Source organism: Alishewanella sp. HL-SH05 (assembly GCF_052655985.1).
In genome coordinates, this window is sequence record NZ_CP199753.1 from 128,569 (window position 1) to 143,403 (window position 14,835).

The following is a 14,835-nucleotide window of genomic DNA, read 5'->3' on the forward strand; positions in this document are numbered from 1 at the left end:
GTTTGTTCCATACAAACGGGTCGCTTGTTTATGTAGAATAACTACACGGCACAAGCTCTGCCTTGTATAAATACCAGCCATTCAGCTGCAAAAACAACCATCAAACATCAACAAGCCCTAAGCCCCCTGCCCAAGCGACACTGAGCGCAGGGGTTATTAAAGCCAAGTTTACATTTAGTTACACTATAGCTACCTACTAAACTGGTTCTTGCACTGCACCTTATGCCAAACTGCCATAATGATTTTGTTGTAAGGTTGCTCCATGATAAGCGCTCAAGCGTTAAGTAAAATTTTTGGTAGCGGTGATACTCAGGTTGCAGCGCTACGAGAGGTCAGTTTAACCATCGCCGAAAATGAATTTGTGGCCATTATGGGCAGTTCGGGTTCAGGCAAATCAACACTGATGAATATTCTGGGTTGTCTCGACACCCCGAGCAGTGGTCAATACCAGCTGGCCGGTGCTGATGTTAGTGCGCTGAATGATGAACAACTCTCGGCCATGCGCAATCAGCATATTGGTTTTATTTTCCAATCATTTCATTTGCTCCCCCGGCTAAGTGCCGCCGAAAACGTGGCGCTGCCCTTACGCTATACCGACACCCCCGCCATTGAAGCGCTACAACGTGCAGAAGCGTTATTAGAACAAGTTGGGTTAGGCCATCGCATGCATCATAAGCCAGCAGAAATGTCAGGTGGCCAGCGCCAGCGGGTCGCGATTGCGCGTGCACTGATCAACAACCCCAAAGTGATTTTTGCCGATGAACCTACCGGCAACCTAGACAGTAAAACCTCAGTAGAAATCATGCAATTACTCACCAGTCTTCACCAGCAAGGCAATACCGTCGTGATGGTAACGCATGAAGATGACATTGCCGCTTATGCCCAGCGGGTTATTAGAATGCGTGACGGCCAAATACTTGAGGACAGCCAATGTTCGGTTTAAGTTTGATCCTGGCCACCACTCTGAGCCAGCAAGTACAAAGTGAATTACCGCTGTTGCTTACCGGCAGTTTAGTGTCTGAATATCGGCAAACCATTGTCGCGCCAATGAGCGACACTTGGCGTATTCAAGTGCAATGGCTAAAACCCGAAGCAGAAGCGGTTAAAGCCGGCGACTTGGTGGCAGTATTTGATGCCGGATCCATTCAAGCCAACATTGAACGGCTCAAAAACCAATTAGTCAGCACTCAAGAGCAATTAAAACAACTCGAAAGCCAACAAGCCTTAAAGGTGATGGAAGCAGAGTATGAACTGCAGCGCCGCGAATTATTATTAGAGAAAGCCAACATTGACGCAGCGGTGCCTAAAACCAACCTCAGTTTGTACGACTATGAAAATAACCAGCTATTACAGCAACGTGCTACTACCGAATTGCAAAAAGCCCGGGAAACCCTCGTTACTGCCAAGCAAGAACAACAAACCACGTTATTCAAACAGCAACTGCAAATTGATAAAACAGCGGCAGAGCTCGCTGAAGCAGAGTTAAACCTGACCAAAATGAGCGTGTACGCTGAACGGGACGGCGCCATCAGTTATGGCTTACATCCTTGGTATCGCACCAAATTATTTGGCGGTGTTACCGCACAGCCCGGATGGTCGATTGCTGAAGTGACCGAATTAAATGGCCTTTATGTTGAAGCCTGGGTACATGAAGTGGATGTAGCGCGTTTGCAGCAAGCTAAACACATTAGCGCTCGTTTTGATATTTCCCCTGAGTTGCAATTCCCCGTAACACTGCAACAACTGGCCGGTCAAGGCGAAAAGCGTCAAGCCTGGGGCAATGCCTTGTATTATCGAGCGCAATTTAGCGCGAGCAACCTACCCATATCTCAGCCGTTGCTGGGCATGGGCTTGCTATTAGAGGTACGCTAACATGCCATTTCGACTGCTACTCTCTAGCCTGGTTTGTTTCAGCTTAATTAGCTGCACACCCGCACCAGAAACGAGCAATAATGAGCAACAACGCCAAACGGTACGAGCAACGGGTCAGTTAGCCGCAGCCACTTTTTTTACCATCACCCCTCCCAGTGTCGGCCGCTTATGGCAATACAATATTAAAGAAATGGCGCCAGAAGGCAGTTTGTTGCAACAAGGCATGCCGGTAATTGGCTTTGATAGCCAAAGCGTACAAGACGAGCTGCGTAATAAAAATATTGAACTGCGCAGTGCAGAGCAAGAATTAGCCAACCGTTTAACCGCTGATGAACAACGTTTTGAGGAATTAAAACTGCAATTAGCCGAACGCAAAAACGACCATGATCGTGAACAGCGTAAGGCCGAGATAGTGGATAACTCGCGCTCTGCAAATGATCGCCGAAAATCGCAGATCGACTTCACTATTGCGAAAAGTCAGTATCAATTAGCGCAAAGTCGTTTAGATTTTCATCAACAACAACGCGATGCCGAGCAACAAATTATTTCCTCGAAAATCGCCCGCTTAAGCGCCGAAGTGGAACAACTAAAACGGGAAGTTGCCTCGTTAAAAATTAGCGCGCCTTTTGCCGGCATTATGGTATATGTACCCAATTATAACGGTGAAAAGTCATCGGTTGGCGATACCGTTCAGTTTGGCCAACCCATTGCCGAAGTGAGCCAATTAGAAAGTTTGTATATCAAAACAGAAATTGATGAAGTTGATTTAAAGTACCTTCGTAGCGGCCTTACGGTGCAAATTACCTTGGATGCCTATCCCGAGCGCAACTTTAGTGGTGTGCTTACCGATTTAGGTACTGCGGTGCGCAACAAAACAGCCGAAAATCTTAGCCGAGTCGTTGATGCCAGTATCAAACTCGATGAAACAGATTTGGCTATTATGCGCCCAGGTATGAGTGCGCGCTTACAAATTCGTTTAGCGGCAGGAGGTGAATAATGCGCTTTGCCGTTATGTTAGCCGGAAGTTTGCTGCTGCTCAGTGGTTGTAGTGAAACCGATGAGAACGCAGCCTTATTAACACTGCAATCGAGCACGCTTGAACACCGCATTCAAGCTGAAGGGGAGTTATTTGCCGTTAACGCCATTAGCATTAATGCGCCTCAAAGTACCCGCGGCCCCCGTTTTATTGCCGAGATCACCCCAGAATACAGCAGTGTTTCACCCGGAGATTTGGTGATCCGTTTTGATGCGACACAGTTAGAACGCAGCCGGCGTGATGCCAGTAATGCTTTATCTGGCGTGCTGGCCGATCAAGACTTTAAAGGCACTCAGCAACAAGCGGAACTGTCCACTATTGGCTTAGATCAGCGCCTTGTGCAGCAAGAATTTGCTTTTGCCGACCGTTTTAGTATTGATGATATCCAAATACGCTCACGCCTAGAAATCTTAGACTCGATGCAAAATAAAGAGTTTTTAGGTGAAAAGCAGTCTTACTTAGATTGGCAACAACAAAGTTTTGCCAACCGCTCGCAAGGCGAACTCGACTTGCTGCAACTGCAAAAAGGGCAGCAACAAAGCTTACTGACCCAGGCTGAAACGGGCTTAGCTGCACTCGAAATCCGCGCTCAACACAAAGGTATTTTGCTGTATGACAGCAATTGGCGCGGTGAAAAACCCGAGGTGGGTCGGATGGTGTTTCCCGGTGAAAAGCTGGGCAGTATTCCAGACTTAAGCTTACAACATGTCAAATTGCTGATTATTGAACAAGAGTCGGTTGGCTTAGCGGTCGATCAACCGGTGTTTTTTCGTTTAACCGCTCGCCCAGAGCAAGTACTTGAAGGCCGCATCCAAAGCGTGGGTCAAGTGGCGCAATCGCGCGAACGTCGCGATCCGCGCCGCTATATTGAAGTTATCGTGGCACCAAGCGCCCAACAAGATTTCTTTTTACCGGGAGCAAAAGTACGCGCTGAGATTTTCGCTAACACCTTGCCGGAGGTATTAGCGCTACCCTTGCAAGCGATTTTCAGCGATGAAAAAGGCCAATATGTGTGGCAACAACGCGGCGGCAGTTTACAACGACAAGCCGTAAGCTTAGGTGCTAAAAGCCTAACACACGCCGAAATTATCGAAGGCCTAAGCGCCGGCGATCGTATCAGCTTATTGCCACCGGAGAATTAACATGAAACATAGCGCCATGCTAAAAGATACTTTGGCCGAGTTGGCACAACATAAGCTTCGTACCTTTCTAACCTTACTCGGTATGATATTTGGTGTAGGTGCGGTAATTGCGATGCTCAATATTGGTGAAGGCGCCGAACGCGAAGCCTTAAAAACCATTGAAACCATGGGGCTGCGCAACATTATTGTTGAAAGCAAAACCTTTGACGAAAAAACCTTATTAGAGCATCGCAAACATTCTTTAGGGCTGAGCCAAAGCGATCTGCAAGCGGCCGTGACAACGCTACCTAACATCACCGGCTTTAGCGCCGAGCGCCAGCTCGAAACCTATGCCATTATCAGCCACAGCGGTAAAAGCGAAGGTTTAGCCGTGGGTGTATTACCCAGTTATATGGCACTTAGTAGCTTGCCATTTGCTAGCGGCCGTAACTTTACCGAGCAAGAAGACCTGTATGCCGCACAAGTGGCCGTGCTCGGCTCACAAATGGCCGCTAATTTGTTTCCTGAAGGCGATGCACTTGGCCGTTATGTTAAAGTCAATCATGTCTGGTTAGAGGTTATCGGCGTGTTAGCCGAGCCCTATAATAGCCAAAACGAATTTCAGGGTATTAAGCTGGGTGGTGAACAAAACCAACTGTTTATGCCGCTACAAACCGCCCGCAGCCGCTTTCGCAGTATTCCTCTGGATGCCGAACTCAGCTCGTTTCGTTTACAGTTAACCGAAGGCGCCAATAGCGCCGTCGCAGCCCGCGCCCTAAACTATTTATTGCAGCAACGTCATAATGATATTGATGATTTTCGCTTAATCGTACCCGCGGCGTTATTAGCACAGCAGGAGCAAACACAAAAAATATTTAATATTGTGATGTCCTGTGTGGCGGGTATCTCGCTGCTGGTGGGCGGTATAGGTATTATGAATATCATGCTGGCCACGGTGTTAGAACGCACCAAAGAAATTGGTTTGCTGCGAGCCATTGGCGCCACAAAACGCGATATTAAACTGCAGTTTGTTGCCGAAAGCTTCACCATTGCTATTGTTGGCGGCATCGCCGGTATTCTGTTTGGTATTATTCTCTCTGAATTAATTGCTTTTTATTCTGGTTGGGCCGTGTCCTGGTCAATCCCGGCCATCGTGCTAAGCTTTAGTATCTGTGCCCTAATCGGTGTCGCTTTTGGGGTTTATCCTGCCATTAAAGCCTCAGAGTTGGATCCGATCACGGCCTTACAAACAGATTAATACGGAGTCACCATGCACAGTCGCTGTATTTGGCAACAAGGTGAGCACAATGCCTTTACCGACTTAATTGCTTGGCAGGGTGCGCTGTGGTGTGTGTTTCGCGAAGCGGCTGACCATGTTTCTGGCGATGGCATGTGCCGTTTATTACGCTCACAAGATCAAGGCGCCAGCTGGCAAGCTGTGGCCTGCATCGTTGATCCGCAGGCCGATTTGCGCGATCCTAAATTTAGCCTACACCCTGATGGCCGGCTGTTAATCAATGGTGTAGCCGCATTACATGATAAAAGTGCCGGCAGTCATCAATCATTTATTTGTGCATCGTCTGACGGTATCAATTGGTCTGCTCCGCAGCCCATCGGCGATATAAACTATTGGCTCTGGCGCATCAGCTGGCAGCAAGATACCGCCTACGCGCTTGCCTATCACGTTAAAAGACCAACCCTTTCCAGGCTATACTCTGCTGATGCCACCCTGAAATTTACACCCTTACAGGATATTTATCAGGGCAGCTATGCCAATGAAAACCATCTCCTTTTTTTAGAGGCAAACGATGTAATATGTTTATTACGTCGCGATCCTGAGCCGGGATTGTTAGGCCGCAGCTCAGCACCTTATTCCGATTGGCAGTGGACAACATTAAGCGCCCGCATTGGTGGTCCAACTTGGCTGAAACTGCCCGATCAGCGCGTAGTGGCGTGTGTCAGATTATATGATGATAGGGTGCGTACCGGTCTCTGTGGTATCAACTTACTGAGTGGTGAGCTAACAGAATGGCTAACATTACCTTCAGGTGGTGATTGCAGTTACGCAGGGATGGTATTACAAGATGACAAGCTGTTAATCAGTTATTATTCGTCACACGAGAGCAAAACGGCGATTTATTTTGCTGCAGTGGCGCTCAGTGAGCTGCCGGCTGCTTGAAACCGGCAGCATACTCACCTCTTAGTATTTAACGCTGCAACCATAAGGCTTAGTCACCGCAGGATCCGGCGTTTGACCGGCTAATACTGCGGTTGCAGCATTAGCGAAATACGGTGTAGCTCTAGCAATATCATCTACTTTGGCAGACGGGATGCTATCAATGCCACCCATATACTGCAGCACACCGGCTTTATCAATTACATACATATGTGGTGTGGTGCGCGCATCATAGGCTTTACCCATCACACCACTTTCATCAAATAACACCGCTGTTGGCGCGGCACCACGGCTTGTGGTCAGTTCAGCTGATTTTGCGCCATCAATGTGGCCTTGACTGCCGGGCTTAGAGGAAATCACACTGAGCCACACTACGTCTTGCTCGGTATAGGTTTTTTGCAACTGCTGCATATTGCCGTTGTAGTGTTTTACTACAAACGGACAATCATGATTGGTCCACTCTAATACCACCTCTTTGCCAGCAAAATCTTTTAGGCTGTGTACCTTACCGGTTGAGTCTTTTACCGTAAAGTTAGGTGCGGGAGCACCTACTTGCGGTGCTGCAAACAGGTTAGCCGCAAACAACGTAGCAGCGGCTGCTGCAAGTAATGTCATTTTTTTCATAGGGTTAACTCCTGTAAATTATCAAATAAATGAAGCGGTATGTTTAACGACTTAGCCGCTCTAAGGTTTGCCTGAGCGTATCAGGCGTTAAAATCTGTGGTAACACTTCAGCTGGTTGCCCCGGCCAATACAACACATATAAAGGCACGCCCTCGCGTTGATATTGATGCAAATAGGCCGTGATATCGGCATCTTTGAGCGTCCAGTCGCCTTTCAAATAGGTCACATCATATAAGGCTAAGGCGGCTTTACTGCTCTCGGTATTCAGTGCCACCTGTTCATTGACTAAGCAGGTAATACACCAATCGGCTGTCATATTAACCAGTACCGGTTTATTGGCGGCTTTAAGTTCAGCTAAATGTTGCGGGCTCCATGCTGACCAATGTTGCTGTGCTGCATCAGCGGTATTGGTTGAGGTATTAGGTGCAGGCAAACTCACCACATAAAAAGCTAACACCACCAAAAATAAAGCAAATATTGGCTCTGCCAGACCCTGCCGACGCATTTGCCAGCGACCCCATAACCAACAGGCTGCGGCAATGGCCACCGCACCACACAGCAAAATGGCCAAGGCATCAATACCAACTTGTCGGCCAAAGACCCAAGCCAGCCAAACAGCGCTTAAATACAGTGGATAGGCCAATAATTGCTTTAAGGTCTCCATCCAGGCGCCAGGCCTAGGTAAGGCTTTTGCCAAGCTTGGAATATAAGCAAGTAGTAAGAATGGCAGCGCCATGCCTAAGCCCAAGGCTACGAAAACCAACAAGGCTAACAACGGAGGTTGCGTCACGGCATAACCTAACGCGCCGCCCATAAAGGGTGCGGTACAAGGGCTAGCGACAATCACTGCCAGAACGCCGGTAAAAAACGAGCCTTTACCGCCTTTTTGCTGGGTTAAGCCGCTGCCGGTATTCATCAAGCCCAAGCCAAACTGCACCAAACCCGACAAACTTAAGCCCAAGGCAAATAACAGATAGGCCAGTGCCGCCACGAGCCAAGGGCTTTGTAATTGAAAGCCCCAACCAACCGCACTGCCGGCACTGCGCAGGGCTAATAGCACTAATGCTAAAGCGACGAAACTGAGCACTACCCCCAAACTGTAAAACAGGGCATCTGAGCGCTGTTGTTGCTGCGATCCGGTATTACCCGCAATACTCAAGGCTTTTAACGATAATACCGGGAACACGCACGGCATGAGATTCAAAATAAAACCGCCTGCTGCGGCCATTAATAACACCAACCACAGCGTTGGCACTGTTTTCGTGGCAGGGCTGCTACTTGCAGCACCATCACTGGCCACTTGCAATTGCACACTGTACCCCTGCCCGGAAGCGCTCACTAACACCACTTCAAATTGCTCTGGCGCACCGGTAAAGTAAGTGTTCAGCGGCTGGCGTAAAATCCACTCCCCTTCACTGACTAATAATTGCTGCGGCGCGGCGTGATCGACAACTTCAGTGGCGCGCACGAAGAAATGTTGAAAATCGATATCAGGCAAGCCACTGATCGCGGCTGACAAGCTGCCTCCGGCAATATCATATTGACCGCTGACCGCAAGTACATTGGGCTGACTCACTTTACCTAAGTTGATCAGGTCAACGGCGGTTTCTGACACGATAGCTTGTGCAGCCACCGCCAAGGTCAGTTCAAAACTGGCTGAGGTGGGAATACAAATCTCTTCACAAACCAGCCAATCAACATTTGCCGCAATATTTAGCTCAGTAGCGTCGTAATCTGCCGGTACGGTTAATTCGCTCAGCAACACGGTGGGGCCGCCGAAACCGTAATTCATTAAAGGGGGAATAGAGAATTGCTGAGGTGTGGGCCATTGAATGGGGCCAGCCGTCACGCCTGCGGGTAGCTGCCAATCTATACTGGTGGGTAAGCCTGAGTCACCTGGGTTAATCCAGTAGGTGTGCCAGTGTTCGTCAGGGATAAAATGCAAGGCGAGTTGCAGTGTTTGCCCAGGCTTTATCGTTTGGTATTCACTAACTAACTCAGCACGTAAATGCTGTGCAGGTTGCCAACCGGTAGTATGTGCAAATAACCCCGGGCTAACACTAAAAAGCACAAGGAACCACAAAGCCGTTAAAAAACGCATCGTCTTATCCTTTAATCATTTACGCTGTTTACGTTATTACAACACCGGCGATCACTTTACTAGTGTTCTTGTTGAAAAATTCGGCTAACTGCAGCAAAAAACACGATAAGCTGGTATATTTAACGCCGCTTTTAACCATGCCACTGTGGTCACTCCAGCACGGCATCGTTATAGGCACATACACTCATATAATGACGATTCGCTCACAACTTAAAAAGGTGCAATGTTAATGACCCCATTCAGCAAATCTGCCCTAGTCGCTGCGATGCACGCAGCACTGTTCGGTGCAACACTGGGTTTTTCTCCTGCTCTGCTGGCGCAGGAAAGTGACAAAAACTTAGAAACTGAAGAAAAACAACTGGAAACCATCACTATTACCGCACAGCGTCGCAGCCAAAGCATTCAAGAAGTGCCAATCTCTGTGGCCACTCTGTCTGGTGAAAAGTTCGACAGTATTTTCTCATCGGGTGATGACATTACCGCTTTAGCGATTAAAGTGCCCGGCCTTTATGCCGAAAGTTCAAACGGCCGTGCCGCACCACGTTTTTATATTCGTGGTTTAGGTAACACCGATTTCGATCTCGCTGCATCACAACCTGTATCTATCGTCATGGATGATGTTGTTATGGAAAACGTGATCTTAAAAAGCTTCCCGTTGTTCGACGTCGAACAAGTTGAAGTGATCCGTGGTCCGCAAGGCACGCTGTTTGGTCGTAACACCACCGCCGGTATTATTAAATTTGATACCGTTAAGCCACGCCAAGAATTCGATGCTTATGTAAAAACGACGGCGGCAACCTTAGGCAGCGCACACTTTGAAGGCGCTGTCGGTGGCGGTCTAACCGATTCACTTTCGGCGCGTTTGTCATTGTTATCACAACATCGCAGTAACTGGATCGACAACAGCTTTACTGGGCAAAATGATGTAATGGGCGGCTATGATGAACGCGCGGCACGTCTACAATTCTTATTTGAATCAGATGCATTTGATGCCTTGCTAAATGTGCATAATCGTAACTACGACGGCACATCAACCATGTTCCGCAAAAATATCCTGACGAAAGGCAGCAACGAGCTCAACAACAATTACGATCGTGATGTTGTCGCTTATGATGGCCCGGGTAATAACCGTCAAAACTATGATGCTTGGGGTACCTCGCTGAAAGTTGACGTGAAATTAGAAGAAATGACCCTTACCTCTATCACCGCATTAGAAAAAGCCAGTGGCGGTGGTATTGGTGACATCGACGGTGGTAATGTGAATGAAGCGGGTGATGCTGCAGTAGCCGATGCCGTTACTGAAGATCAACTGAATGGTCTGCGTCAATTTACCCAAGAATTCCGTTTAGCCAGTGATACCAGTAATGCGCTGAGCTGGCAGGTCGGTACTTACTATTTTGACTCATCTTTTGCGGTGAATACCGTTGATGGTTTCTTTGGTGCTACCGAAGTATTTCACGGCAATACTAGCTGGGCGTTATTTGGTCAAGCAACTTATCAACTTACCGAAAAGCTAACCGTAACGGGTGGCTTACGTTATACCGATGATGAAAAAACCTTCTCGGTTGGCCAACAAAACGTTGATGGTTTTGCGGTAGTGATTGGTTTCGCGTCTGAGCAACAATATGACCCGATCAAAGTGAAAGACGATCAATTAGGCTGGGAATTAAGCGCTAACTATCGCTTAACCGATACGACTAGCTTATTTACCCGCGCCGCCGAAGGTTTCCGTGCGCAAACTATCCAAGGTCGTGATGTGGCATTTGAAGCGCCGCCGTCAGTCGCCGGTGCTGAAACCATTACCTCATTTGAAGTGGGTACTAAGTCTGATTTACTCGACAACACCTTACGCTTAAATGCTGCGCTGTTTTATTACGTCATTGATGATATTCAATTATCAGCTATTGGTGGTGAAACCCAAGGTAACCAGCTAATCAATGCTGACAAAGGCACAGGCTACGGCTTTGAAGTAGATTTTGACTATCGGGTATTAAAAAACCTGATGTTAGGTGGTGGTTTTAGCTATAACAAAACCGAGCTAAAAGACGACAATCTGACTATTGCACCTTGTGGCTCTGGGCAGTGTACGGTGTTAGATCCGGTGGTAAATGGTTTAGCGTTAATTAACGGCAACCCCTTCCCACAAGCTCCAGAAACCATTTTAACCTTGAATGCACGCTACGATTATCCGTTAGAAAGCGGTGAAATCTATGTGTATGCCGATTACCAAGTGCAAGGCGACACCAATTTGTTCTTGTATGAATCAGCAGAATTCAACAGCAAAAACAATAATGAAGCTGGCTTACGCGTGGCCTACGTTAACTACAAAAACAGTTATGAAGTCGGTGTGTTTGGCCGCAATATCACTGATCAGGACAACCTGAAAGGTGCCATTGACTTCAGTAACCTGACTGGTTTTGTTAACGAACCACGGGTATTTGGTATCGACTTCCGTATGAACTTCTACTAAGTCATACCCGCTCATGAAAAAGGCAGCTTTGGCTGCCTTTTTTGTTTCGCCCTTACTGTTTGTAAAATTGCATATCCCGATATTCGTGGCGCTCGCCAGGCTCTGCCGCATAAGGCTCTAATTTAAAGCCGGTGACTTGCCGCAGATTATTAAGCTCAAAGTGGATTAACGCATTGCGCGCGACATTGGCATCATCCCACTGCACGATAAAGCTATGATCGGCAAACGGCTGCAAACTGCCTTGTAAATTAATCATTTTCGCTGACTGAAAACGTAAACCGCTATCCGTTTGGCTGATTTCAATACCACCAAACCATTGGTCCGCATAGTTGCCTGCATAATCTTGTAATGCCAACAACACCTCACCCGTACCCACCGGTTGCGGCGGCGCTGCGCGCTGTGCCAAGGCTTGTCGTTGATCGGCATAATAACTGACCCAATCACGTTGCAGTTCAGGCGCTAGATAATGCTTTAACACCGTTTGCACCACCGACTGGCGTGCACCACTGTTTGAGCCATTATTTAATACCACAACCCCCAATTGCTGCTCTGGCACTAACAACACATGCGCCTGAAAACCCGATAAAGTACCGGTATGATGAATCACTTTGTAACCGTGCATATCAGCCATGCGCCAGCCCATACCGTAGGCACTAAAATGGGTGAAATCTAATTCCAAATCGAGTGAACTGACGGGCATCAGCGTTTGTGCAGTCCACATTTGTTGTAACTGCTGACGACTGACCGGCCCCGCTTTTGCGGTACGGGCATCGGCTTGAGCCAATAAAAAACTTAACCATTTCGCCATGTCGGAGGCGCGACACACCACACCACCTGCAGCTGCGGCCATCAACATTTTACCGTCAATCGCATTTCGTGGGATCGGCAAAAAACCCGCTTCGGCACGAAACTCATACGGTAGCGCCGCTTCGGCTAAGGCGCTATCAGGCACGTCACCGGCATAACACTGCATCTCCAGCGGCTGAAAAATTTGCTCGGCAACAAAATCCTGCCAAGGCTGGCCACTCACTTTGGCCACTAATTCGGCGGCAGTGATATACAGCACATTACTATAAGCATATTGGCTACGAAAACTGCTTAACGGTGTTAAGTAGCGTAAATTGTTGATCACTTCATCACGACTAAAACCACTGGGTTCAGGCCAAATCATACTGTCGCCTGCGCCACTGGCTAAGCCACTGCGCTGACTCAGTAAATCACGTATCGTAAACTCGGCAGTGACCCAAGCATCTTGCAATCGAAATTGCGGTAGATGCTGTACCACTTTGTCGTCCCAATTTAACTTCCCGGCATCCACTAAGAACGCCACACTGGCAGCGGTAAACGCTTTGCTCGCAGAGGCCAAGCGAAAGTATGTCTCCGCGGTCACTGGCGCTTGGGCACTTATATCACGTTCACCATAACCCGCCTGATGCACCAATTGGCCATCTTTAATGATTACCACAGCCATCCCCGGCGTATCAAACTGCTGCAGCGCCGCGGGCACCACTTGCGCCAAATCGAGCGGGACGGCTTCAGGTGTTAGCGTTTCAGCTTGCAGCATGGCCGCCGTGGTTAAGCCTAACAAGAATGTGCAGAGTTGCCGTTGCATCGGTTTATCCTTAAATTTTTGGTCGCAATAAGCTAAATTTATTCGCGGCATTTAACGTGTAATAATCACCAGGGCCACCCGCCCGCAATACCGGATCTGCAGCCAAGGTGTCATACACCCCATCAATTAATAACGATGACGCAATATGCACCCCGACTACCTCTCCAAGCACCAACCAAGTGGGTACCTGCTCGCCATTGGCTATCTGTAATGGGATTAATTGGCTTAGCTTGCATTCAAATCGCACAGGGCTTTCGGCTACCTGCGGCGGTTTAATTAATTTAGACGCAGCCATCGTTAAGCCGGCCAAGGCAAACTCGTTCACGTCGGCAGCAACACTGGCACTGGTTTGATTCATCGCTTCAACCAAAGGCCGATTCACCAAGTTCCAACAAAACTCACCTTGCTCGGCAATATTTTGTACTGAGTCTTTCCAACCGGTGCTGGCAAAGCCAATAATAGGTGGCTTATAGTTAAACAAATTAAAAAAACTGTAAGGTGCCAGATTAACCTGCCCAGCATTGCTAATGCTAGAAATCCAACCAATGGGCCGTGGCGCAATAATGCTGTTAAACGGGTCATGTGCCAAACCATGCCCCTGCTGTGGTTCAAAAAAATAATCAGCCATGCTCTTCCTCCATACTCTGTCGCTAGACCTCGTCTAGCAAACGCAAGCAACTTGCTTTTAGCCTGCCAGCAATCTAGCCTGAACGCCAGATGTTAGCCGCAGAGATGAGACCAGATGCCAGATTTTCGCAGTGATACGGTAACCCAACCTTCTGTCGCCATGAAACAAGCGATGCTCAACGCCGCGTTGGGTGATGATGTATTTAATGATGACCCGACTACTATAGCACTGCAACGCTACGCAGCAGATATGCTGGGGTTTGAAGATGCGTTGTTTGCACCAAGTGGCACGCAAACCAACCTGATTGCCATGATGAGCCATTGCCAGCGCGGCGATGAAGCCATCGTAGGTCAACAATGGCATACCTATAAATGGGAAGCCGGCGGTATGGCGGTGCTCGGTTCAATCCAACCGCAACCGATTGCGCTGCAAGCGGATGGTAGCCTAGCGCTACAAGATATCAGCGATGCTATCAAACCAGACGATCCACACTTTGCCCGTACGCGCTTGATCGTAATTGAAAATACCATCGGCGGTAAGGTATTGCCGCTAAGTTATATGCAACATGTTGCTGCGCTGGCGAAAGAAAAATACCTGCAATGCCATATCGACGGTGCGCGTTTATTTAATGCCGCGGTGGCACTGGCACCTCAACATCAGCTGACGCCACAACAAATGGCACGACGCTTATGCGAAGGCTACGACTCAGTGTCGATCTGTTTATCGAAAGGCTTAGGTGCTCCAGTTGGTTCATTATTACTGGGCTCACATACATTGATCCAGCGCGCGCGGCGCGTGCGCAAAATGCTCGGCGGCGGCATGCGGCAAACCGGTATACTTACCGCCGCGGGATTATATGCATTGCAACACAATATTGAACGTTTGGCAGAGGATCATCATAATGCTGATACACTTGCGAAAGGGTTACAAGCATTAAGTTCTCAAGGCTGTTTTGCTGGGCATTTGCAGTTAGATTTGCCGCAAACCAATATTGTGTTTACCGACCTCACTCCCAATGTGGCGAAAGATCTACTCGATTTTCTGGCTAAGCATAACGTTAAACTCACCAGCAGCAATTACGCCAATGCCAGTGGTCAGCTAACGCGCTTGCGCTGGGTGTGTCATTTAGATGTATCAGCAGCAGATATTGCGACGACACTGGATTTATTAAACCAATTTGCGCATAGTAGATAAC

Annotated in this window: 12 protein-coding genes; 8 read left to right on the top strand and 4 right to left on the bottom strand. The window is 48.2% G+C overall.

Annotation, left to right across the window (positions count from 1 at the left end; all coding sequences use genetic code 11):
* Window positions 1-262: 262 nt before the first annotated feature.
* Genes ACUJFL_RS00645 through ACUJFL_RS00670 form a run of 6 tightly spaced genes read left to right on the top strand, consistent with a single transcriptional unit; the run spans window position 263 to window position 6,208 of the window.
* Window positions 263-943: an ABC transporter ATP-binding protein gene (locus ACUJFL_RS00645; RefSeq protein WP_306178620.1), complete on the top strand. Its 681-nt coding sequence runs from the start codon at window positions 263-265 to the stop codon at window positions 941-943.
* Window positions 931-1,872 carry a multidrug transporter gene (locus ACUJFL_RS00650; protein ID WP_226751396.1) on the top strand — a complete coding sequence of 314 codons (942 nt, stop codon included), beginning with the start codon at window positions 931-933 and terminating at the stop codon, window positions 1,870-1,872. The genes ACUJFL_RS00645 and ACUJFL_RS00650 overlap by 13 nt, the downstream gene beginning before the upstream one ends.
* A 1-nt stretch (window position 1,873) precedes the next feature.
* Window positions 1,874-2,869, top strand: coding sequence for an HlyD family secretion protein (locus ACUJFL_RS00655; RefSeq protein WP_445428198.1), 996 nt, complete (start codon window positions 1,874-1,876; stop codon window positions 2,867-2,869).
* Window positions 2,869-4,050, top strand: a complete 1,182-nt coding sequence (locus tag ACUJFL_RS00660; protein ID WP_445428199.1) for an efflux RND transporter periplasmic adaptor subunit — start codon at window positions 2,869-2,871, stop codon at window positions 4,048-4,050. Before ACUJFL_RS00655 ends, ACUJFL_RS00660 begins: the two co-directional genes overlap by 1 nt.
* 1 nt (window position 4,051) lies before the next feature.
* Entirely contained in the window at window positions 4,052-5,287 is a 1,236-nt protein-coding gene (locus tag ACUJFL_RS00665; protein WP_229586092.1) for an ABC transporter permease, read from the top strand.
* A gap of 12 nt (window positions 5,288-5,299) precedes the next feature.
* Window positions 5,300-6,208: a sialidase family protein gene (locus ACUJFL_RS00670; RefSeq protein WP_445428200.1), complete on the top strand. Its 909-nt coding sequence runs from the start codon at window positions 5,300-5,302 to the stop codon at window positions 6,206-6,208.
* Between the two features lie 21 nt (window positions 6,209-6,229).
* Here ACUJFL_RS00670 and ACUJFL_RS00675 read toward each other — a convergent pair whose 3' ends face one another.
* Together ACUJFL_RS00675 and ACUJFL_RS00680 are read right to left on the bottom strand one after the other, a co-directional pair.
* Window positions 6,230-6,829, bottom strand: coding sequence for a redoxin domain-containing protein (locus ACUJFL_RS00675; protein WP_445428201.1), 600 nt, complete (start codon window positions 6,827-6,829; stop codon window positions 6,230-6,232).
* A 43-nt stretch (window positions 6,830-6,872) separates the two neighbouring features.
* The gene (locus ACUJFL_RS00680; RefSeq protein ID WP_445428202.1) at window positions 6,873-8,930 is read right to left on the bottom strand and encodes a protein-disulfide reductase DsbD family protein; all 2,058 of its coding nucleotides are present in this window, start codon (window positions 8,928-8,930) and stop codon (window positions 6,873-6,875) included.
* A 229-nt stretch (window positions 8,931-9,159) separates the two neighbouring features.
* Here ACUJFL_RS00680 and ACUJFL_RS00685 point away from each other — a divergent pair, with 229 nt between their 5' ends.
* Window positions 9,160-11,400, top strand: coding sequence for a TonB-dependent receptor (locus ACUJFL_RS00685; RefSeq protein WP_445428203.1), 2,241 nt, complete (start codon window positions 9,160-9,162; stop codon window positions 11,398-11,400).
* A gap of 52 nt (window positions 11,401-11,452) precedes the next feature.
* On the opposite strand, the gene ACUJFL_RS00690 is transcribed toward ACUJFL_RS00685, so the two are convergent.
* Together ACUJFL_RS00690 and ACUJFL_RS00695 are read right to left on the bottom strand one after the other, a co-directional pair.
* Window positions 11,453-13,012 (bottom strand): serine hydrolase, encoded by a 1,560-nt coding sequence (locus ACUJFL_RS00690; RefSeq protein WP_445428204.1) that lies wholly within the window; start codon window positions 13,010-13,012, stop codon window positions 11,453-11,455.
* Window positions 13,013-13,022: 10 nt separating this feature from the next.
* Window positions 13,023-13,640 carry a flavin reductase family protein gene (locus ACUJFL_RS00695; protein WP_445428205.1) on the bottom strand — a complete coding sequence of 206 codons (618 nt, stop codon included), beginning with the start codon at window positions 13,638-13,640 and terminating at the stop codon, window positions 13,023-13,025.
* Window positions 13,641-13,754: 114 nt separating this feature from the next.
* Here ACUJFL_RS00695 and ltaE point away from each other — a divergent pair, with 114 nt between their 5' ends.
* Window positions 13,755-14,834, top strand: coding sequence for a low-specificity L-threonine aldolase (gene ltaE, locus ACUJFL_RS00700; RefSeq protein WP_445428206.1), 1,080 nt, complete (start codon window positions 13,755-13,757; stop codon window positions 14,832-14,834).
* Window position 14,835 lies beyond the last annotated feature (1 nt).

Coding starts and splice junctions, on each gene's coding strand:
- ACUJFL_RS00690 (WP_445428204.1), bottom strand. CDS start 13,012: ATGCAACGGCAACTCTGCACATTCTTGTTAGGCTTAACCACGGCGGCC.
- ACUJFL_RS00680 (WP_445428202.1), bottom strand. CDS start 8,930: ATGCGTTTTTTAACGGCTTTGTGGTTCCTTGTGCTTTTTAGTGTTAGC.
- ACUJFL_RS00675 (WP_445428201.1), bottom strand. CDS start 6,829: ATGAAAAAAATGACATTACTTGCAGCAGCCGCTGCTACGTTGTTTGCG.
- ACUJFL_RS00645 (WP_306178620.1), top strand. CDS start 263: ATGATAAGCGCTCAAGCGTTAAGTAAAATTTTTGGTAGCGGTGATACT.
- ltaE (WP_445428206.1), top strand. CDS start 13,755: ATGCCAGATTTTCGCAGTGATACGGTAACCCAACCTTCTGTCGCCATG.
- ACUJFL_RS00695 (WP_445428205.1), bottom strand. CDS start 13,640: ATGGCTGATTATTTTTTTGAACCACAGCAGGGGCATGGTTTGGCACAT.
- ACUJFL_RS00685 (WP_445428203.1), top strand. CDS start 9,160: ATGACCCCATTCAGCAAATCTGCCCTAGTCGCTGCGATGCACGCAGCA.
- ACUJFL_RS00650 (WP_226751396.1), top strand. CDS start 931: ATGTTCGGTTTAAGTTTGATCCTGGCCACCACTCTGAGCCAGCAAGTA.
- ACUJFL_RS00655 (WP_445428198.1), top strand. CDS start 1,874: ATGCCATTTCGACTGCTACTCTCTAGCCTGGTTTGTTTCAGCTTAATT.
- ACUJFL_RS00660 (WP_445428199.1), top strand. CDS start 2,869: ATGCGCTTTGCCGTTATGTTAGCCGGAAGTTTGCTGCTGCTCAGTGGT.
- ACUJFL_RS00665 (WP_229586092.1), top strand. CDS start 4,052: ATGAAACATAGCGCCATGCTAAAAGATACTTTGGCCGAGTTGGCACAA.
- ACUJFL_RS00670 (WP_445428200.1), top strand. CDS start 5,300: ATGCACAGTCGCTGTATTTGGCAACAAGGTGAGCACAATGCCTTTACC.